Here is a 19,799-nt window from a genome sequence, read left to right on the forward strand (position 1 = left end):
TCGTCTAGCGTGTGCGCACCACGCATCCCGGGACGGTCATTCATGCGTTGCCACACCTGCGGGGACGAGACGTCCCCGGCCGACAACGAGTGCCAGAACTGCTACACGCCGCACGGTCAGCCGGCCCTCACCCCCGGCCAGCCGACCTACCCGGTGCGCGGGATCGGCACCGCTGCCTCCGTCGCGGTCGGCGCGACTGCGCTGCTCTACGGGGTGGTGGCGCTCTTTCCGCTGGTCGGCGTCGTGCTGGCCGGGCGGGCGAGGGAGAGCCAGGATCCCGACGTGCTGCTCGGGGCCGTGCTGGTCGAGGTGGTGCTCTCGCTGCCGTTCCTGCTGGCCTACCTGACCGCCGCCGTGCTGGTGATCATCTGGACCTGGCGGGCCCGGAAGAACCTGGACGCCTTCCCGGGTGCGCTGCCCCACCTCGGGGCCGGCTGGGCGATCGCCGGTTGGCTGGTGCCGTTCGCCAACTTCGTGATGCCCGCCCGGGTGGTCGCGAACCTCGCCCGGGACAGTCTGTGGAAGCGGTTCACCCCGGGCCTGGTCTCGGTCTGGTGGGCGGCGTGGCTGGCCTTCAGCGTCGGGGAGCGCCTGGTCAGCCGACGCGACGACCGGGCGTACGCCCGGCTGCCCGAGCAGCCCAGGTTCGACACCGAGTTCCGGTGGTACGCCGACTTCTACCGGGAGGCGCTCGGGTGGCACCTGATTCCGCTGGCCGCCTGCCTGGTCGCCGCGGTGTCGCTGATCGTGCTGATCCGGCGGATCTCCGTCGCCCAGGAGCAGCGCATCGCGCTCGGCAGGCCGGCCTGGCCCGGCTACGCCGGCTGGCCGGCGCCCGGCGCGCCGTTCGGCTACTTCGGCCCGACGCAGCCGTACGCCGGGTCCCCGCCGCGGGCGGCGGCTGAGCCGACCGTGGCGTCGCCGGAGGTTCCGCCGGGGGCGGGTGGCACGATCGGGGCATGACGGAACTGGTCGGTCTCGCCGACGTACAGGCCGCGCGGGAACTGCTCGCCGGCGTCACCCGCACCACCCCGATGGAGCCCTCCCGGCCGCTCAGCGCCGCGCTCGGCGGGCCGGCGTGGCTGAAGTGCGAGAACGTGCAGCGCGCCGGGTCGTACAAGGTGCGCGGCGCGTATGTGCGGATCTCCCGGCTCTCCGCCGAGGAGCGGGAACGCGGCGTGGTGGCGGCGAGCGCCGGCAACCACGCCCAGGGGGTGGCGCTCGCCGCGGGCCTGGTCGGCGCGCACGCCACGGTCTTCATGCCGGTCAACGCGCCGCTGCCGAAGGTGGCCGCCACCAAGGGGTACGGCGCCCAGGTCGAGCTGGTCGGCAACACGGTGGACGAGTCGCTGGTCGCGGCGCAGACCTTCGCCGAGCGGACCGGCGCGGTGTTCATCCACCCGTTCGACCACCGGGACGTCATCGCCGGGCAGGGCACGGTGGCGCTGGAGATCCTCGAACAGTGCCCGGACGTGAAGACCATCGTGACGGGGGTGGGCGGCGGCGGGCTGATCTCCGGCCTGGCGGTGGTCGCCAAGGCGCTGCGCCCCGACGTACGCGTGATCGGGGTGCAGGCGGCCAGCGCCGCCGCGTTCCCGCCCTCGCTCAAGGCCGGCGAGCCGGTCCGGCTGCCCTTCTTCTCGACGATCGCCGACGGCATCGCGGTCGGCCGCCCCGGCGAGCTGACCTTCGCCCACGTCCGCAAGCTGGTCGACGAGATCGTCACGGTCTCCGAGGAGGACATCTCTCGGGCGCTGCTGATGCTGCTGGAGCGCGGCAAGCAGGTGGTGGAGCCGGCCGGCGCGGTCGGCGTGGCGGCGCTGCTGGCCGGGGCGGTGGAGGCGCAGGCGCCGGTGGTGGCGGTGCTCTCCGGCGGCAACATCGACCCGCTGCTGATGCTGCGGGTGATCGAGCACGGGCTGGCGGCGGCCGGCCGCTACCTGCGGGTCACCGTCCGCTGCACCGACCGGCCGGGCCAGCTCGCCTCGCTGCTGGGCGAGATCGCCGAGCACCGGGCCAACGTGGTCGACGTGGTGCACCAGCGGGCGAACCCGCACCTGCGGCTCGGCGAGGTGGAGGTGGGCCTCTCGGTGGAGACCCGCGGCGTCGAGCACTCGGACACCCTGATCAGCGCCCTGCGGGCCAGCGGTTACCAGGTGGTCTTCGCCGGCGAGGGATGAGCCGGGTACGCGACCGCCCCGGCCGGACGGTGCCGGTCGGGGCGGTCGGGGTGTGGCTCGGGTCCGAGGAGCCTGTCAGCCTCGGTCGGGTCGGACCCGAGCCGTCCGGCGCGGGTCCGGATGGCGGCTAGCCGGAGAACGGCTCGAACTTGACGACCGTCACCTTGATGTCGGCCCCGCTGGGGGCCGTGTAGGTGCAGGTCTGGCCCGCCTTGCCGCCCAGGATCGCCTTGCCGAGCGCGGACTCGGGGCTGTAGACGGTGAGGTCGGTCGTGGAGGCGATCTCGCGGGAGCCGAGCAGGAAGGTCTCGGTGTCGTCGGTGTCGTCGTCGAAGTAGATCGTCACGACCATGCCGGGCGACACCGCGTCGGCGGTCGGGGCCTCGCCGACCTTGGCCGTGCGGAGCAGCTCCTTCAGGTAGAGGATGCGACCCTCCGCCTTGCCCTGCTCCTCGCGGGCAGCGTGGTAGCCACCGTTCTCCCGCAGGTCGCCCTCCTCGCGCCGGGCGTTGATCTCGGCGGCGATGACCGGCCGGTTGGCGATGTGCTCGTCGAGCTCGGCCTTCAGGCGGTCGTATGCGTCCTGGGACAGCCAGGTGGCGGGCGCCTCGTTGTCATTGGTGGACACAGGCGATCTCCTCGTTGGTGCGGACTGGCTGACAGGTGAACTACCAAGTTACCAGTGCCGGGCACGTCAGGGTGTCGCCGATCACCCCGGGTGCCGGCGGTGAGACCCGGGGTGCGTGTGTGCCGGCGGCGCGCCGGCTCCCGGCTCAGCCGGCTGGTCGGCAGCGCAGCACCTCGCCGATGAAGGGGCGGGCCGTGGTCGGCACCTCCTGCCGGACCCGGGCGTGCCGTTCGCCGGGCGGGGCGGTCACCGTGGCCTCGGCGTGGCCCACCTCGGCGCCGTCGTGGGAGCGCGCCCGCAGCAGGCAGGTCGCCGAGCCGCCGGCCGGGACGGTCACCCGGAAGTCGACCACCACCCGGGAGTCGGTGATCCCGGTGTAGGTGATCACCTCGGCCCGGTAGTCGGGGTCGCCGTACTGGCCGTAGAGCTTGACGCTGAGCAGCCCGAGGAGGGCGAGCAGGACGGCCCCCACCAGCACGAGCAGGAGCGGACGGCGGCGCCCCGGCTCCCGGCGGCGGCCGTAGCGGCCGGGCGGGAAGACCGGTGCACCCGTTGCGGTTGTGGCGTGCGTCTCGCTCACCGGCGGGTATCTCCTGGCGTTGTTGTCGGCGGCATCGGCAAGAATGGCAGAGTCCATCTTCCCAGCCCGGCGCTGAGTCAAGGATGGCAGGTCGGCCCCGCCGCCGACCGGCCAGCACGGGGGCTTGCGCGGGCACGGGGGAAGATTCCGGCAGTTCAGCCGGGCGGGCCCGGGCGGGCCGGGCCCGGTGGGCAGAGACGAGGAGCGCCCAAGGTGGCAGAGCAGCTGCGGCTCATGGCGGTGCACGCCCATCCCGACGACGAGTCGAGCAAGGGCGCCGCCACCATGGCGAAATACGTCGCCGAGGGGGTGGATGTCCTGGTCGTCACCTGCACGGGTGGCGAGCGGGGCAGCGTGCTGAACCCCAAGATGGACCGGCCCGACGTGTGGGCCAACATCGGCGACATCCGCCGCGCCGAGATGGACGCGGCCCGGGCCATCCTCGGCATCGAGCAGGCCTGGCTCGGTTTCGTCGACTCCGGCCTGCCCGAGGGCGACCCGCTGCCGCCGCTGCCGGGAGGCTGTTTCGCCCGGGAGGACGTCGAGGTCGCGGCCGCCCCGCTGGTGCGGCTGATGCGCCAGTTCCGCCCGCACGTCGTCACCACGTACGACGAGGAGGGCGGCTACCCGCACCCCGACCACATCATGACCCACAAGGTGACCGTGGCCGCCTTCGAGGCCGCCGGCGACCCGGACCGCCACCCGGAGCTCGGCGAGCCGTGGCAGCCGCTCAAGCTCTACTACGACGTGGGCTTCTCCCGGGCCAAGATCCTGGCGCTGCACGAGGCGATGCTCGCCGCCGGCCTGGAGTCGCCGTACGGGGAGTGGATGAAGCGCTGGGAGGATCGCCCCGACAAGGGCGAGCGGATCACCACCCGGGTCGACTGTGCCGAATACTTCCCGGTCCGCGACGACGCGCTGCGCGCCCACGCCACCCAGATCGACCCGGACGGCTTCTGGTTCCAGGTGCCGATGGACCTGCAGCAGCGCGCCTGGCCGACCGAGGACTTCCAGCTCGCCCGCTCGCTGGTCGACAGCCCGCTGCCCGAGTCCGACCTCTTCGCCGGGGTGCGCGAGACGTGCCATGCCCGCTGATTTCCCGGCGGGCTACGCTGGTCGTCAGCCGCACATCGGAGGAACACCATGCTGACCACCGCCCAGGTGCTCGCGGAGAACAACTTCGGTGACACCCGTACGGGTGGTCTGGCCGGCCCGATGGGCCTCTTCCTCATCGTGCTGCTGGCCACCGCCACCGTCCTGCTGATCCGCAACATGAACGCCCGGCTGCGCCGGCTGCCCGATCGGTTCCCGCAGCAGGCCGGCCCGGCCGAGGCGGGTCGGACCGACGCGACAGTCGCCGATCCGACAGACGGGACCACCGTGCAGGAATCGCCGACGAACGCCCCCAACGGCTCCCAGCAGCACCGGAACAGCTGAACAGCGCGTGAATCACGCCGAAGTCGGTCGTCGACCCCTGTTGCGACCACCGGCTTTGGCTTAGCCTTCCGCCGGGGGGACCGACAGGCCCCGAGCCGTGCGCGGAAGGGGGGCGCCGATGTCGATGGCAGCAATCGCCCCCGAGCGTGCCCTCGGGCCGCCGTCCGACGGGGTGGGGCCGTGACCTCCGGCCGGGCCGGGGATCCCCCCGATCGGCTGGGCGTGCGCGGCGCGCCGGTCGGAGTCCTCCTGCTGACCTTCGGTGTCGCGGTCACCGCCGCGGCGGCCGCCGTGGTCGGCCTCGCCGTCCCCGCGCACCTGCCGCCCGACGACCCACTGCCCGGGTTCGTCCGGTTCGGCGTCGCCGTCGTCGTCTTCGCCGTGGCCCAGCTCGCCCGGCTGCGCTTCCGCACCGCCTCCGGCATGGTCAGCATCGCCTGGGGCGAGGCCGCCCTGGTCGTCTGCCTCTACCTCGTACCGGCCGGCTGGCTGCCGGCCGCGGCCCTGCTCGGCGCCGGGACCGCGTGGACCACGATGTCCCTGGTCACCGACCGCCGGCCCGCGCTGGAGCTGGTCCGGATCACCGGTTCGCTCAGCGCCGCCACCGCCCTCGCCGCCGCGGTCGCCAGCGCCCCGGGCCGGCCACTGCTCGCCGCGCTCACCCCCGAGCTGGCCCTCGCGCTGACCGCCGGCGCGGTGGTCTACCTGCTCACCACCGCCTGGCTGAGCGGTGCCGGCATCGCCCTGCAGCACGGCATTCCGATCGGGCCGCCGCTGCTCGCCGCGCTCCGCGGCAAGCTGCTCATGTTCGTCGGCAACGTGGCGGTCGGCCTGGTGGTGGTCAGCTTGGTGCAGCTCGATCCGCGCTGGCTGCTGCTCCTGCCGCCGCCGCTCTGGCTGCTCCAGCAGACCTACCGGCACCGGCTCCGGGCCGACCAGGAGCGGCGGACTTGGCGGGCCTTCGCCGAGGCCACCGCCGCGCTCAACCAGCTCGACGAGCGGGGCGTGGCGACCGCCGCGGTGACCGGGGCGCTCACCCTGTTCGGCGCCGAGCTGGTGGAGGTGGACGTGGCCCGGGGCGACGGGCGCTGGCGCCGCTACCGGACGGACACCGGAGCCCAGGTGCGCGACCGCGACGTGGAGCCCCCGTCGGCCACCGGGTCCGGCGAGCACGAGCTGGTCCGGCGGCTCGCCGTGGGCAGCGCCGAGGTCGGCCGGCTGCGGGTCCGGTTCCCCCGGTCCGCCCCGCCCACCGCCCGCGAGCGGGACGGGGTCGCCGCGTTCGGCGACGCGCTGGCCGCCGCCCTGCACGACGCCGCGACCCACCGCGAGCTGCGGCTGGTCACCGCCCGCTCGTCGTACGAGGCGGTGCACGACCAGCTCACCGGGCTGCTCAACCGGGCCGCCCTGCTCACCAAGGGCGACCAGGCGTTGCGGCAGCGCGCCCACGACCACCCGGTGGCGCTGCTGCTGCTCGACATCAACCAGTTCAAAGAGGTCAACGACACGCTCGGGCACGCGGCCGGCGACCAGCTGCTGCGGTTGGCCGCGAGCCGGCTGACCACCATGGCCCGTCCGGGCGACCTGCTCGGGCGGCTCGGCGGCGACGAGTTCGCCCTGCTGCTCACCACGGTCCCGGTGGTCGACGACCGGGCCGCCCCGCTGGCGTACGCGCTGCGCCAGGCCCGGGAGATCGCCGAGCGGCTGGCCGCGCCGACCGAGGTGGCCGGGGTGCGCATGTCGGTCGAGGTGGCGGTCGGCGTGGTGGTCGCCGACGCGGGCACCGCCGACCTGACCGAGCTGCTGCGCCGGGCCGACATCGCCATGTACCAGGCGAAGGAGGGCGGCGGCAGCGTCGCCGCGTACGACAGCTCGCGCGACGCGGCGAGCACCGACCACCTGGCGCTGCTCGCGGAGCTGCGGGAGGCCCTGGAGGCCGACGACCAGCTCGTGCTGGCGTTGCAGCCGGCCGTGGACCTGGCCACCGGCGCTCCGACCGGGGTCGAGGCGCTGATCCGCTGGCGGCACCCGCGCCGGGGCTGGCTCAGCCCGGCCGACTTCATCCGGCCGGTGGAGAACAGCGAGCAGCTCGGCAGCTTCACCCGCTACGTGCTGGACAAGGCCCTGGCGGTGGCGGCGGACTGGGCGCGCGAAGGGCTGGACATCCCGATCTCGGTGAACCTGTCGGCGCGCAGCCTGCTCGACCCGCGGCTGCCGGCCGAGATCGGCGAGGCGCTGCGCCGGCACCAGGTCCCGCCGCGCCGGCTGGTCCTGGAGATCACCGAGACGGTGGTGATGAGCGAGCTGGAGGTCATCGACGAGGTGCTGGCCACTCTCCGCTCGATGGGTGTGCAGCTCGCCGTCGACGACTTCGGCACCGGCTTCTCCTCGCTGACCTTTCTGACCCGGATCGCGGTCGACGAGTTGAAGGTGGACCGTTCCTTCGTGATCCGGATGGCCGACTCGCCGGAGGCGGCCGCGATCGTGCGGACCACCGTCGGGCTCGCCCACGAACTGGGGCTGCGGGTGGTGGCCGAGGGCGTGGAGACCGCCGAGCAGCGGACCGCCCTGGCCGAGCTGGGTTGTACGGCCGCGCAGGGCTACCACTTCTTCAAGCCGATGCCGGCGGACAAGATCGGGGCGGTGCTCGGGTCGCTGGTGGACACCGCGCGCGGCAACAACGTCTTCCCGCTCCGCGCCGACGGCGCCTCCTGACCGTCCCGCGCAGCCGGGACCGCTCGCCCCGACGGCGCGGATCGGCCGGGCGCGGGTCAGCCCCGGGGCAGCACGTCGTCGAGGACGCCGGGCAGGGCCGCCCAGTCCGCGGAGGCGATGCTGGCGTGGGCCCGGGCCAGCTCGGCCACCCGCGCCGCCGCCTCGGCGTCGCCGGTTCCGACGGCCGGCGGGACGTTCTGCGCGTCGGTCATCACCAGCAGGTAGTGGTTGGCGTCGTACCAGGCGGTGTCGATGCCGCTGGTGACGTACGCGGTGGCGTCGCCGTCGAAGAGCACGAACCAGGGCCGCAGGTCCGCGTCGGCGTACCGGCCGCGCGGGTCGCCCGCCTGGGCCCGGTGCACGGCCGGAAAGGCGCGGGCGGTGCCCAGCGTGCCGGCCGCCGCCAGGGCGGCCAGGTGGCGGGCGTATTCGACGTCGGTCCACAGGGTGTCGGTCGGGTTGCCCTCCTCGACCGTGCCGGGGATCAGCTCGACGATCACCTTGCCGGTGAGCTGCGCCCGGCTGGGCCAGGCATCGGCGCGGGCGGCGGCGTCCAGGCTCGGGTGACCGCCGCGCAGGTCGGCCGGGCGGAACACCCGGTCGCCGAGCCGTGCGGCGAGCACCGCGTCGAGCTGGGCCGGCCCCTGCCCGGTACGCCCGCTGAAGCCTGTCTTCAGCTCCAGCTTGAGGACCAGCGGGCCGGCATCGGGGTGTGCGCCCAGCCAGAGCCGGATGTCGTCCAGGCAGTGCTCCAGGTTGCGGTTCCGGGTGCCGGTGTAGAGCTGGGCGGCGCTGGTGGCGGCCACGCAGTTGTTGTCGTTGCCGAGCGGGTTGGAGTGGCTGACCCGCCACTGCCGGGTCAGCACGTCCGGCCAGACGTCCAGCTCGATGAGCCCGGGCCGGGCGTCGAGCGCCTGGGCCAGGTAGGGGTAGGTGCCGCGCTCGTACGCGTTGTGGACGCCGACGCCGGTCGTGGCGGAGTACCGGGTGTCCGCCGGCACTGCGGCGGACGCGGCGCCGGGGACCAGCACGGATCCGGCGAGGGCGGCGAGGGCGAGCAGGGCGGGGAATCTGCGCATGAACCGTCTCCTTCGGACGGCCCGGCGGCGCCGGGCATGCGCTGATTCAAATCAACAAAGATGAATATCGGAAGGACGGATCGTGTCCCGGGGTCGCGTTCACCTCACCAACCCACCCGCCCCGCCGCTGCTGGACCCCCGGGCCACCGTGGCGGACACCGGCACCATCACGTTGAGGGACGGTGCGGCCACCGTGCAGGGGACGCGGCGCGGGCCGAGGGCCGGACCCCTCTACGACGAGTTCGTCCAGGTCGACGTCGGCCCGACGACCGTACGCCTGATCCGGTCCCCGGCCCGGGTCGCACGACCCGCGCCGGGGACGGGTGACCGGCGGCGGCGAACGCCGGAGGTGGTTATGGTCGTCGGGTGAACCGACTCGCCGATGCCACCTCGCCCTACCTGCTCCAGCACGCCGACAACCCGGTCGACTGGTGGCCGTGGTGTGACGAGGCGTTCGCCGAGGCGAAGCGGCGCGACGTGCCGGTGCTCATCTCGGTCGGCTACGCGGCCTGCCACTGGTGTCACGTCATGGCCCACGAGTCGTTCGAGAACGAGGGCGTCGCCCAGCTCATGAACGACGACTTCGTCTGCGTGAAGGTCGACCGGGAGGAACGGCCCGACGTCGACGCGGTCTACATGACCGCCACCCAGGCGATGACCGGCCAGGGCGGCTGGCCGATGACGGTCTTCGCCACCCCGGACGGCACCCCGTTCTTCTGCGGCACCTACTTCCCGCGCGCCAACTTCGTCCGGCTGCTCGGCTCGGTCGCCACCGCCTGGCGCGACCAGCGGGAGGCGGTGCTCCGGCAGGGCGCCGCCGTGGTCGAGGCGATCGGCGGCGCGCAGGCCGTGGGCGGCCTGACCGCCCCGTTGACCGCCGAGGTGCTGGACGCCGCCGCCGACCAGCTCGCCACGGAGTACGACGAGACGAACGGCGGCTTCGGCGGCGCGCCGAAGTTCCCGCCGCACATGAACCTGCTCTTCCTGCTCCGGCACCACCAGCGCACCGGCTCGCCCCGGAGCCTGGAGATCGTCCGGCACACCTGCGAGGCGATGGCCCGCGGTGGCCTGCACGACCAGCTCGCCGGCGGCTTCGCCCGCTACTCGGTGGACGGGCACTGGACGGTGCCGCACTTCGAGAAGATGCTCTACGACAACGCGCTGCTGCTGCGGGTCTACACCCAGCTCTGGCGGCTCACCGGGGACCGGCTGGCCCGGCGGGTGGCCCGCGACACGGCCCGGTTCCTCGCCGACGAGATGCACCGGGCCGGCGAGGGTTTCGTCTCGGCGCTGGACGCCGACACCGAGGGCGTCGAGGGCCTCACCTACGTCTGGACCCCGGCGCAGCTCGTCGAGGTGCTGGGGGAGGAGGACGGCCGCTTCGCCGCCGACCTGTTCGAGGTGACCGAGCAGGGCACCTTCGAACACGGCAGCAGCGTGCTCCGGCTGGCCCGGGACGTGGACGACGCCGACCCGTCGGTGCGCCGGCGTTGGCAGGAGGTGGTCGGCCGGCTGCTCGCCGCCCGCGACACCCGCCCCCAGCCGGCCCGCGACGACAAGGTGGTGGCCGCCTGGAACGGGCTGACGATCACCGCGATCGCCGAGTTCCAGCAGGTCGCCGCGCTCTACGCGTCCCCCGAGGACGAGGACGCCAACCTCATGGAGGGCGTCACGATCGTGGCCGACGGCGCGATGCGGGACGCCGCCGAGCACCTGGCGGCCGTGCACGTGGTGGACGGCCGGCTGCGCCGGGTGTCCCGGGACGGGACGGTCGGCGAGCCGGCCGGCGTGCTGGAGGACTACGGCTGCGTGGCCGAGGCGTTCTGCGCCATGCACCAGCTGACCGGCGAGGGGCGCTGGCTCGTCCTGGCCGGGCAGTTGCTCGACGTGGCGCTGGCCCGGTTCGCCGCACCGGACGGCGGCTTCTACGACACCGCCGACGACGCGGAGCGCCTGGTCACCCGGCCGGCGGACCCGACCGACAACGCCACGCCCGCCGGCCGTTCGGCGATCGTCGCGGCGCTCGTCGCGTACGCGGCGTTGACGGGGGAGACCCGGTACCGGGAGGCGGCCGACGCGGCCCTGTCGACGGTTGCGCCGATCGTCGCCCGGCACGCCCGGTTCACCGGCTACGCGGCCATGGTCGGCGAGGCGCTGCTCTCCGGGCCGTACGAGATCGCGGTGGTGACCGACGACCCGGTGGGTGACCCGCTGGTGGCCGCCGCCCTCCGGCACGCCCCGCCCGGGGCCGTGGTGGTGGCGGGCCGCGCCGACCAGCCCGGCGTGCCGCTGCTGGCCGACCGGCCGGCGCTGGGCGGGCGGCCCACCGCGTACGTCTGCCGGGGGTTCGTCTGCGACCGGCCGGTCACCACGGTCGAGGATCTGGTCGCCCAGCTCAGCTGACCGGCTCCTTGCCCCCAGCCGCCGGGCGCAGCGGCTCGGGCAGCGCGTCGAACCACTCCAGCACCGCCCGCTCGTACGCCAGCCCGAAGCGCAGCGTGGCCACCGCGTACGGTTCGATCTCGTCCGCCTCCGGGGGGAGCGCCGCCGCGGCGGCCTGGTAGTCGGCGAGCCGTGCGGCGTGGGTGGCCCGGTGGGTGCCGAGGTAGCCGGCGAGCCGCTCCGCCGGCAGGTGCCGGCCGAAGAGCACGGTCAGCAGCAGGGGGAAGCGGATCGTCTCGTCCGCCGGGGGACGGGCCGCCCACTCGGTGAACGCCCGACGTCCCGCCTCGGTGATCTCGTACGGCTGCCGGTCGCGGCGGCCCCGCTCGCCGGCCCGGACCAGTCCGGCGGCGGCCATCGCGGTCAGCTCCCGGTAGACCTGGCTCTGGGTCAGCGACCAGAACGCCCCGATCCGTTGCTGGGCGACGGTGACCAGGTCCCAGCCGGTCATCGGGCCGTCGTGCAGGAAGCCCAGCAGCGAGGCGGCGGTGGCGTTCAACGGCCGGTCCGGCATCGGTCGGTTCTCCTTCGCGAATCTCCTTGACATCCCATTGTGTCAGGTCCGATGCTGAACTCATCGACCTCCCACATTGGGATGTCGCGGGAGGGGGACCCGTGCACACCGTTCTCGTCGTGCTCCACGCCGCCAGCGGCACCGCCGGGCTGCTGCTGGCGCTGCCCGTGCTGCTCGCGCCGAAGCGGCGCGGCCGGCACACCCTGCTCGGCCGGATCTACGCGGGCGCCGCCGTCAGCCTCAGCCTCAGCGCCTTCGGGCTCTTCGCGTACGACCCGGCGCGCCTGTGGGGGTTGGCCGTGCTCGGCGCGCTCACCCTCGGCTGGCTGGTCGGCGGGCTCTGGTTCGCCCGGCGTCGGCCCCGCGGGCTCGGTGGCCGGGGCTGGCGGATCTGGCACCTCAACCTGATGGGCAGCACGGTGATCGCGTTCGTCACCGGGTTCGCCGTGCAGATGACCGGCGGGCACCTGGTCGCCTGGCTCGCCCCGACGGTGCTCGGTTCGCTGCTGATCGCCCGGACCACTGCCCGCGAGGTCGCCCGCGCCCCGCGCCGGACCGCGATCTCCACGGCGAGCTGACCCACCCCTCCCGACGGCCGGGACCGGCGGCAGGCCGGCGGGGCGGCCACCACCCCGAGAGGCGGACGGCCCCTGCGATCGCCCGATCACCTCGGCCAAGGATCTGATCGCCCGACGCGGCTGACGGTCACGGCCAGAGCAGTTCGCGGGTCCACCCCTCGGCCACCCGCCGATACCGCAGCCGGACGTGCCGGCGCTTCCGGTCGGCCTGCCAGAACTCGACGGTTGCCGGGGTCACCGAGTAGACCGTGTGCCCCTCGGCGACCAGCCCGGGATCGGCGGCCAACCGGACCCGCACCGCGGCCAGTTCCCGGTCCAGCTCGGCGCGGTCGGCCAGGACGGCGCTCTGGCGGCCGGCCAGGGTCGCGATCCGGGAGCCCTCGAGCCGGGCCAGGAAGTCCCGCCGGGAGACGTCGGGGGCGGCAGGCCGGGCGGTACCGCGTACCCGGACCTGTCGGCCCTGCTCCCGCCAGTGGAAGCTGAGCGCGATCCGCGGGTTGCCGGCGAGCTGACGCCCCTTGGCGCTGGTCGAGGTGGTGGCGAAGTGCCAGCCGGCGGCGTCGAGGTCCTTGAGGATCAGTACCCGCGCGTCGGGTGCGCCGTCGGCGTCGACGGTCGAGACGGTCATCGCGTGCGGCTCGTCCACGCCCGCGGCGACCGCCTCGGCGAGCCAGTCGGCGAAGAGCGCGGTGGGCTCCGCCGGAACGTCGGTCGGGTCGAAGGACGGCATGTCGTGAGCCAGCACCGGCAGGGCGCGCAGCGTGTCGCGGGTCGTCATGGGGGTGATCCTGTCAACCGTGGTCACGCCCGGATCGACCCCCCGGGGACGAGTCCCGGCCCTCGGGCGGGAGGCCGGTGCCGGCCCCGATAGGCTGGCGGCGCTATGGATTCCCGTACCGGACTGCCTGTCGTCGGCATGGTGGGCGGCGGACAGCTCGCCCGGATGACCCACCAGGCCGCCATCGCCCTCGGCCAGTCACTGCGCGTGCTGGCGCTCGCCCCGGACGACGGCGCGGCCCTGGTCGCCGCCGACGTCCAGTACGGCGACCACACCGACCTCGCCGCCCTGCGCACCTTCGCGAAGGCGTGCGACGTGGTCACCTTCGACCACGAGCACGTGCCCAACGCGCACATCCGCGCCCTGACCGAGGAGGGCGTCAAGCTCTTCCCGCCGGCCGAGGCACTGGTGCACGCGCAGGACAAGCGGGTGATGCGGGAGCGGCTCGCCGAGCTGGGCGCGCCGAACCCGGCCTGGCGTCCCGTGGAGGCGCCGGCCGACCTGGTCGCGTTCGGCACCGAGATCGGCTGGCCGGTGGTGCTCAAGGCCGCCCGGGGCGGCTACGACGGCCGGGGCGTCTGGATGGTGGACGACGCCACCGCGGCCGCCGAGCTGGCCACCACCCTGCTGGCCGGGGGCACCCCGCTGATCGTCGAGGAGCGGGTGGCGCTGCGCCGGGAACTGGCCGTGCAGGTGGCCCGCTCGCCGTTCGGGCAGGTCGCGGCGTACCCGGTGGTGGAGACGGTGCAGCGGGACGGAATCTGCGTCGAGGTGCTCGCCCCGGCGCCCGACCTGCCGGAGGAGCGGGCGGTCGCCGCGCAGCAGCTCGCCATCGACCTGGCCACCGCGCTCGGCGTGGTCGGCCTGCTCGCAGTGGAGCTGTTCGAGACGCCCACCGGGCTGGTGGTGAACGAGCTGGCCATGCGGCCGCACAACTCCGGGCACTGGACCATCGAGGGGGCCCGGACCTCCCAGTTCGAGCAACACCTGCGGGCCGTGCTCGACTACCCGATGGGGGACACCTCGCTCACCGCGCCGGTCGTGGTGATGGCGAACGTGCTCGGCGGCGAGCCGGGCGGCATGTCCATCGACGAGCGGCTGCACCACCTCTTCGCCGCCGAACCCGGGGCCAAGGTCCACCTGTACGGCAAGCAGGTGCGCCCGGGCCGCAAGATCGGGCACGTCACCGTGCTCGGCACCGACCTGGACGACGTACGGGCCCGGGCCGCGCGTGCCGCCCGCTGGCTGCGCGAAGGCGCCAGTGAGCGCGAGGAGTGAGCTTGCGAGCCCCGCAGTCGCGAACGGAAGGCAGAACAGCATGAGCACCGTCGGGCTGATCATGGGCAGTGACTCGGACTGGCCGGTCATGAAGGCCGCCGCCGAGGCGCTGGACGAGTTCGGCGTGCCGTACGAGGTCGGCGTGGTGTCGGCCCACCGCACCCCGGTCAAGATGATCGAGTACGGCCGGGCCGCCGCCGACCGCGGCATCAAGGTGATCATCGCCGGGGCGGGCGGGGCGGCCCACCTGCCCGGCATGGTCGCCTCGGTCACCCCGCTGCCGGTGATCGGCGTGCCGGTGCCGCTGAAGTACCTCGACGGGATGGACTCGCTGCTCTCCATCGTGCAGATGCCGGCCGGCGTGCCGGTGGCCACGGTGTCGATCGGCAACGCCCGCAACGCGGGGCTGCTCGCCGTACGCATCCTCGGCGCCTCCGACCCGGCGCTGCGCGACCGGATGGCCGACTACCAGGCAGGCCTCGAGGACCTGGTCGCCGAGAAGGAAGCGAACCTGCGCGCCTCGCTCAGCTGAACCGGGTTCACCTCATCCCGCGGAGGGCCGTCTGGAGGCGTTCCTGGGCGCGGCGGCGGCGCTCGTTGCTCGCGCCGAGCACCAGCAGGACGAAGCCGACCGGGATCAGCACCAGCCACGGGCCGAGGCTGACCAGCGCGTGCACCGCGGCGATCGCGGTGACCGAGGCGCCCACGATCACGGGCGCCTGCTGCCGGCTCGTCGAGCCGAAGATCAGCACCGCCACGGCGCCGAGCAGCAGCAGCACCTGACGCAGCATGCTGGACTCGGTGGCCAGCACGATCGCCAGCGTCGGCACGAACGCGGCGACCAGCGCCGGCCCGTACGCCACCCAGCTCGACAGGTCGGGCCGCTGGCGCAGTTGCAGCATCCCGACCAGCAGGGCGAGCACCGCGAACGGCAGGGTGTAGGCCTCGGGCAGCGCCACGTCGGCCGTCCGCATGAGGATCCACCAGGCGCTGATCTCGCAGATCACCACGCCCCAGATCAACAGGCTCCGCTCCACCGGCCGGCGGCCCGGGCGGCTGGCCGCCATCCCGAGGACGGCGCCCCAGGCGGCCAGCAGCGCGGCGATGTGCCGGGGCGAGTCGTACGCCAGGGCCAGCGCGATGAGCGCCGCGGCGTGGCCGCTCCACTCGACGGTGGCCGCCTCCCGGTACGCCTCCGGCCGGCGCAGCCGGGGGAGGGCGGCGGCGAAGACCTGGAGCGCCGCCCCGACGGCCAGCACCCCGAACGCGGACCAGACCGCGGCGAGCCCGGCCACCAGGCCGAGGGTGAGCACGAAGAGCTGGGCCATCAGCGAGGCGAAGAGCCAGCCGAGGATGCGGGCCCGCTGGGTGGTGCCGAAGAGCGCGGCGACCGTGCCCACGCCGACCGCGCCGCCCAGCGTGAACAGGGTCAGCTCCCGGGTGGCGAGGCTGCCGGCGAGCCCGGCGTTCCCGGCGGCCAGCCCGATGGCGAACACCAGGACCCGGGCGACCCGGATCGAGCGGGCCGGTTCGGCCACGGCCGGCGGCGGGGTGAGCGCCAGCCCCAGCATCGAAACGGTGAAGACGGCCAGTCCGGCCAGCGCGGTCACCGGCCAGCCGCGGCCCAGCGCCACCGGGGTGATCAGCAGCGTGAGCGCCGCCCCGGGCAGGATCACCGGCACCGCCCGGGACCGTCGCCCGCCGCTGAACCCGGTGGCGGCGAGCGCCGCCGTCGCGGTGAGCAGCAGCGCGGTGAGCACGTGGGTGGCATTCACCGCCTCGGCTGGCGGGGTGAGCAGTTCCGGCGGCGGCCCCTGCCAGACCCGGGACAGCACCCGGAGCGGCTCGACCAGCGCCACCACCAGCGCCGGCGCCAGGGTGGCCAGGGCCAGGGCGGTGGGCAGCGCCGCCGCGGCGAGCGCCCCGGCTGCCGGGCTGACCCGCCAGCGCAGCTCGGCCGGATCGTCCGGCCCTCGGCGCAGCGCCCCGTTGAGCAGCACCGACCAGCGGCGGACCGGCTGGGCCGAGCCGGCCGGCGGGACGGTGGCGGCCCGGATCAGCTCGGCGAGCACGCCGAGCAGCGCCGCCGCGGCGGCGTACACCCCGGCGGGCAGGTGGGTGATCACGGCGGCGGCCGCGCTGACCGTCGCGCCGCCCACCACGGCCACGCTCGCGTACGGGAGGTACTGCGGGACCTGCCGGCGGACGGCCGCCACCGCGGCCAGGCCGATGCTGGACGCGGCCAGCGCGGCGGTGAGCACCACCTGCGGGGGCCGGCCGAACTCGGCGGCCAGGGCGGCCACCGCCCCGGGCAGGGCGAGCAGGGCGGCGCCGGCCGCGGCGCCGCCGATCTGCACCAGGTGCGCCGGCATCCCCTCGGTGCGGACGTCCTCCGTCATCGTCGGTGCGAGCCCCCGGGCCAGGGCGGCCACCGTCACCCCGATCAGCGCGATGCTGCCCAGCGCCAGCGCGGTGGTCCACGGGCGGACCAGCCCGGCGCCGGCCGCGTGCAGGGCGACCACCCCGGCCACCGTGGCCCGGGACAGCGCGGCCCGCGGGTCGGCCGCGGCCACCGCCGCCATCCCGAAGACGGTGGCGACCATGGCGCCCACCAGCACCGGCGACCACCAGGGCAGGTCGAACGCGGCCGGGGCGCCGATGGTCGCGAGCACGGCGGCCGCGCCGGAGACGTCGTACCTCCAGGGCGGCGGCAGCAGGATGGCGGCGGCCACGGCCAGCAGCACCAGCGCGACCGGTGCCTGCCAGGTCGACCCGCCGGTCGGGGCGGCCGGCCAGCCGCTCAGGTCGCCGGCCCAGATCGGGCCCGGCGTGGCCAGCACGCCGACCCCGCCGCGCAGCGCACTCCAGGCCGCGATCAGGCCGATCAGCGTGCCGCCGGCCGCGATGCCGAGGACCGGCCCGCGCCGCCACTCCTCGGGCATCGCCCGGGCGGCGACCGCGACCACGGACACCAGCGCGGCGGCCACCACGAGCTGGCCACCGGGGGCCAGCACGGCGGCGATCCGGACCAGGGTGGCGATGAGTGCCACCGTGGCGGCGGCGAGGGCCAGGTCGGACCCGTCGAGGGACAGGTCGGCGCGGCGGCCCGCGTCGATCCGGGGGGCCAGCGCCAGCAGCGCGGCGGCGACCAGCAGCAGCCCGCCCACCCAGGCGTCGGCGGTGGTGGCGCCGGGCGCCCCGAACGCGGCCGCCGCGACCGCCACCGCACCCAGCACGGTGCCGAGCGCGTGCGGCACGCTGAGGCGCCGCTGCGCGACCTGGACGAGGGCGGCATAGCCGAGCGTGACGCAGACGCCGAGGAAGCTCGCCGCGAGGATCGGGACGGTGACCTCGCGCAGGTTCGCGGAGGTGGCGGCCGGCGCGGTCGGCACCGTGGCGGCGACGAACGCGGCCACCGCACCGGGGAACGCGAACGCCGCCCCGCCGGCCGCCCAGGCGCAGACGGTGTCCGCGGCGGCGGCGGCGATCCGGACCCGGGGCGCCAGCGACACCAGCGCGCCGGCCAGGAAGAGAAGGGTCAGCGCGGCGGCGGTGAGCGCGGGCCGGGCGAGCGCGGCCCCGGCCCCGATCAGTCCCAGCCCGGCGGCGGTAACCGAGTGGGCCAGCGCGGCGCGCTCGGTGCCGGCGGTGAGCCCGAGCACGCCGATGGCCACCGCGGTCAGCAGCATCGGCCAGCAGGCGGTCGCCCAGCCCAGCCCGAGCGAGGCGGGCACGGCGAGCGCGGTCAGCGCCGCCCCGACCACCGCGAACTCGCGCCGAATGTCCGCCGGCAGGGCGACCACCGCGGCGATGGTGAGCAGCAGGGCACTGGCGGCGAGCTGCCAGCCGGTCCGGCCGACCCCCGCCGCCAGCTCGGCGTGCCACCCGCTGAGCTCCGCCGACCAGGCGGGCAGCGCCGCGCGGACCGGGGCCAGCCCGGCGCGCAGCGCGCCGCCGGCCACCACCAGGCCGCTGACCGTGAGCGCCACCGCCGAGGCGAGCTGCGGACCCCGCCGGGCCGCCTCCGGTACGCCCCGGACGGCGAACCCGGTGAGCGCGATGACCGCGGCGATGAGCAGCAGCGACCGGCCCGGGTAGGCGACCGAGGCGACCCGGCCCAGCGCGCCGATCACCGCGAGGGTGACGATGCCGGCACCCACGTCCGGCAGCGGCGGCCGGCGCAGCACCAGCGTCCCGGCCAGCCCGACCAGCGCGGCGAGCAGCAGGACGGCGCCCGACCCGGCGGCGGCCGGCACGGTGGTGGCGCGCAGCAGGGCGGTGACCGCGTACGCCAGGGCGACGGCGACCGCCGCCCCGTGCAGCAGCCAGGTCAGCTCGCGCAGCCACGGCACCGGGCGCGCCGGCGGGACCGGCTCCGCGCCGGGGGGCGGCTCCCCGCCGAGCACCTCGGCGGCCTCCTCCGGGGCCGACTCGGGCCGGTCGTCGGCGGCGCGCTGCCGGGGCGGGGCGGGCTCCGGCGGCGGGATCGGCAGGTCCCGCCGGACCGGGCGTTCGAGCACCACCGCCGACCGGGCCAGCGCCAGGTCGACCACGGCCACCACGGTGAGCACCAGCGCCCAGCCGGCCGGCGCGGTGATCCGCTCGTACGCGAGCAGGGGCAGCACCGGCTGGGCGGCCAGCACGGTGGCGAAGCGGGGCGCCCGCAGCCCGGTCCCGTACGCGTACCCGAAGGCGACCACGGTGGTGACCAGGAAGATGGACCCGGAGAAGGCGGCGCCGGAGGTGCCGCCGCCGACCCGGTCGACGGCCCAGAGCGCGTAGCCGGCCAGCGGCACCAGCAGCAGGCCCACCGCGGCGATCGTCTCGGCGGTCGAGGTGAGCCCGCGCCGGGCCAGCACCGGCGGGGCGAGCAGCATCAGCACCGTGGCCAGCAGCAGCACGCCGAGCCGGGCCAGCGCGTCCATCGAGCTGGTGGCCACCGCGGCGAAGACCACCGCCGCGACGCCGAGCAGCAGCGCGCCGAGCCCGAGGGGGATGTTCTGCACCTCCCGCGAGGACGCCTCCGGCGGGTGCTCCGGGTCGTCCGCGTCGAGCCACTGCGGGCGGCTGCGGGGCGGCGGAGGGGGGAGGTCGTCCGGACCGGTCGGCGGGGTGCCCTGGCGGGGCACCCGGGGCGGCGCGCCCGTGGTGGCGGTCGGTGGGCGGCGGCCGGGCCGGCGGCGCAGCACGCGGCGGGGCCGGGTGGCCTGCTTGATCCGTTCCTCACCGGCGTGCGCCAGGATGTCCCGCTGGAAGAGGGCCGCCTGCATCTTGGCGGCGATCTGCCGCTGCTCGCGGGCGATCTCGGCGTCGCGGGCCTTCATCTCGGCGATCGAGCGCTCGATCTCGGCCAGGTGCTCGGCCCACTGTGGCTGGTCGGCGCCGCAGTGCGGGCAGACGACGGCGGGCTTGATCTCCCGCCCGCACGAGGCGCACCTGAAGGTCTGCACGACTCTCTCCCGTCCGGTCGGCCCCCGCGCGGTGGGCCTCCCTGTCGCAGCATGCCTTGACCGGGCCGGGATTTCGACAGTTGCGGGCGCGTTCCGGACAACAAAAAGGACCGGCCGGCCGGGGAACGGGTCCCCGGCCG

At 75.3% G+C, this 19,799-nt stretch carries 16 protein-coding genes; 10 read left to right on the forward strand and 6 right to left on the reverse strand.

What is annotated here, in order from left to right:
* The first annotated feature begins 42 nt into the window (after nucleotides 1–42).
* Both AC0OLQ_RS05730 and ilvA read left to right on the forward strand, forming a co-directional pair.
* On the forward strand, nucleotides 43–963 hold the full coding sequence (locus tag AC0OLQ_RS05730; protein ID WP_484530471.1) for a DUF4328 domain-containing protein: 921 nt from the start codon (nucleotides 43–45) through the stop codon (nucleotides 961–963).
* A complete protein-coding gene (gene ilvA / locus AC0OLQ_RS05735; RefSeq protein ID WP_357335330.1) occupies nucleotides 960–2,180 on the forward strand; it encodes a threonine ammonia-lyase in 1,221 nt (406 codons plus the stop codon). The genes AC0OLQ_RS05730 and ilvA overlap by 4 nt, the downstream gene beginning before the upstream one ends.
* A 127-nt stretch (nucleotides 2,181–2,307) precedes the next feature.
* On the opposite strand, the gene greA is transcribed toward ilvA, so the two are convergent.
* Entirely contained in the window at nucleotides 2,308–2,808 is a 501-nt protein-coding gene (gene greA / locus AC0OLQ_RS05740) for a transcription elongation factor GreA (protein ID WP_484530472.1), read from the reverse strand.
* A gap of 145 nt (nucleotides 2,809–2,953) precedes the next feature.
* Nucleotides 2,954–3,388, reverse strand: a complete 435-nt coding sequence (locus tag AC0OLQ_RS05745) for a DUF4307 domain-containing protein (RefSeq protein ID WP_484530473.1) — start codon at nucleotides 3,386–3,388, stop codon at nucleotides 2,954–2,956.
* A 213-nt stretch (nucleotides 3,389–3,601) separates the two neighbouring features.
* Here AC0OLQ_RS05745 and mca point away from each other — a divergent pair, with 213 nt between their 5' ends.
* From mca to AC0OLQ_RS05760, 3 genes are all read left to right on the forward strand, one after another.
* Nucleotides 3,602–4,483 (forward strand): mycothiol conjugate amidase Mca, encoded by an 882-nt coding sequence (gene mca / locus AC0OLQ_RS05750; RefSeq protein WP_357335335.1) that lies wholly within the window; start codon nucleotides 3,602–3,604, stop codon nucleotides 4,481–4,483.
* A gap of 48 nt (nucleotides 4,484–4,531) precedes the next feature.
* Nucleotides 4,532–4,825, forward strand: coding sequence for a hypothetical protein (locus AC0OLQ_RS05755; protein ID WP_484530474.1), 294 nt, complete (start codon nucleotides 4,532–4,534; stop codon nucleotides 4,823–4,825).
* A 216-nt stretch (nucleotides 4,826–5,041) separates the two neighbouring features.
* Nucleotides 5,042–7,540, forward strand: coding sequence for a putative bifunctional diguanylate cyclase/phosphodiesterase (locus AC0OLQ_RS05760; protein ID WP_484532281.1), 2,499 nt, complete (start codon nucleotides 5,042–5,044; stop codon nucleotides 7,538–7,540).
* A gap of 56 nt (nucleotides 7,541–7,596) precedes the next feature.
* Here AC0OLQ_RS05760 and AC0OLQ_RS05765 read toward each other — a convergent pair whose 3' ends face one another.
* The gene (locus AC0OLQ_RS05765) at nucleotides 7,597–8,619 is read right to left on the reverse strand and encodes a phosphatidylinositol-specific phospholipase C domain-containing protein (RefSeq protein WP_484530475.1); all 1,023 of its coding nucleotides are present in this window, start codon (nucleotides 8,617–8,619) and stop codon (nucleotides 7,597–7,599) included.
* Nucleotides 8,620–8,701: 82 nt separating this feature from the next.
* Here AC0OLQ_RS05765 and AC0OLQ_RS05770 point away from each other — a divergent pair, with 82 nt between their 5' ends.
* Together AC0OLQ_RS05770 and AC0OLQ_RS05775 are read left to right on the forward strand one after the other, a co-directional pair.
* Nucleotides 8,702–8,989 (forward strand): hypothetical protein, encoded by a 288-nt coding sequence (locus AC0OLQ_RS05770; protein ID WP_484530476.1) that lies wholly within the window; start codon nucleotides 8,702–8,704, stop codon nucleotides 8,987–8,989.
* On the forward strand, nucleotides 8,986–11,022 hold the full coding sequence (locus tag AC0OLQ_RS05775; protein ID WP_484530477.1) for a thioredoxin domain-containing protein: 2,037 nt from the start codon (nucleotides 8,986–8,988) through the stop codon (nucleotides 11,020–11,022). Before AC0OLQ_RS05770 ends, AC0OLQ_RS05775 begins: the two co-directional genes overlap by 4 nt.
* On the opposite strand, the gene AC0OLQ_RS05780 is transcribed toward AC0OLQ_RS05775, so the two are convergent.
* The gene (locus AC0OLQ_RS05780; RefSeq protein WP_484530478.1) at nucleotides 11,015–11,575 is read right to left on the reverse strand and encodes a PadR family transcriptional regulator; all 561 of its coding nucleotides are present in this window, start codon (nucleotides 11,573–11,575) and stop codon (nucleotides 11,015–11,017) included. The two genes, AC0OLQ_RS05775 and AC0OLQ_RS05780, sit on opposite strands and share 8 nt — an antisense overlap.
* 101 nt (nucleotides 11,576–11,676) lie before the next feature.
* Between AC0OLQ_RS05780 and AC0OLQ_RS05785 the strand changes: the two genes are divergently transcribed.
* Complete coding sequence (locus AC0OLQ_RS05785; RefSeq protein WP_357335347.1) at nucleotides 11,677–12,153, forward strand: hypothetical protein; 477 nt, start codon at nucleotides 11,677–11,679, stop codon at nucleotides 12,151–12,153.
* Nucleotides 12,154–12,280: 127 nt separating this feature from the next.
* On the opposite strand, the gene AC0OLQ_RS05790 is transcribed toward AC0OLQ_RS05785, so the two are convergent.
* Complete coding sequence (locus tag AC0OLQ_RS05790; RefSeq protein ID WP_484530479.1) at nucleotides 12,281–12,931, reverse strand: pyridoxine/pyridoxamine 5'-phosphate oxidase; 651 nt, start codon at nucleotides 12,929–12,931, stop codon at nucleotides 12,281–12,283.
* 105 nt (nucleotides 12,932–13,036) lie between these two features.
* On the opposite strand from AC0OLQ_RS05790, the gene AC0OLQ_RS05795 reads away from it, so the two are divergent.
* Together AC0OLQ_RS05795 and purE are read left to right on the forward strand one after the other, a co-directional pair.
* Nucleotides 13,037–14,209 (forward strand): 5-(carboxyamino)imidazole ribonucleotide synthase, encoded by a 1,173-nt coding sequence (locus AC0OLQ_RS05795; RefSeq protein WP_484530480.1) that lies wholly within the window; start codon nucleotides 13,037–13,039, stop codon nucleotides 14,207–14,209.
* A gap of 40 nt (nucleotides 14,210–14,249) precedes the next feature.
* On the forward strand, nucleotides 14,250–14,741 hold the full coding sequence (purE, locus tag AC0OLQ_RS05800; protein WP_484530481.1) for a 5-(carboxyamino)imidazole ribonucleotide mutase: 492 nt from the start codon (nucleotides 14,250–14,252) through the stop codon (nucleotides 14,739–14,741).
* A gap of 7 nt (nucleotides 14,742–14,748) precedes the next feature.
* On the opposite strand, the gene AC0OLQ_RS05805 is transcribed toward purE, so the two are convergent.
* On the reverse strand, nucleotides 14,749–19,659 hold the full coding sequence (locus tag AC0OLQ_RS05805) for an SCO7613 C-terminal domain-containing membrane protein (protein WP_484530482.1): 4,911 nt from the start codon (nucleotides 19,657–19,659) through the stop codon (nucleotides 14,749–14,751).
* Between the last annotated feature and the right edge of the window lie 140 nt (nucleotides 19,660–19,799).

It is taken from the genome of Micromonospora sp. Utrum1 (assembly GCF_057197805.1).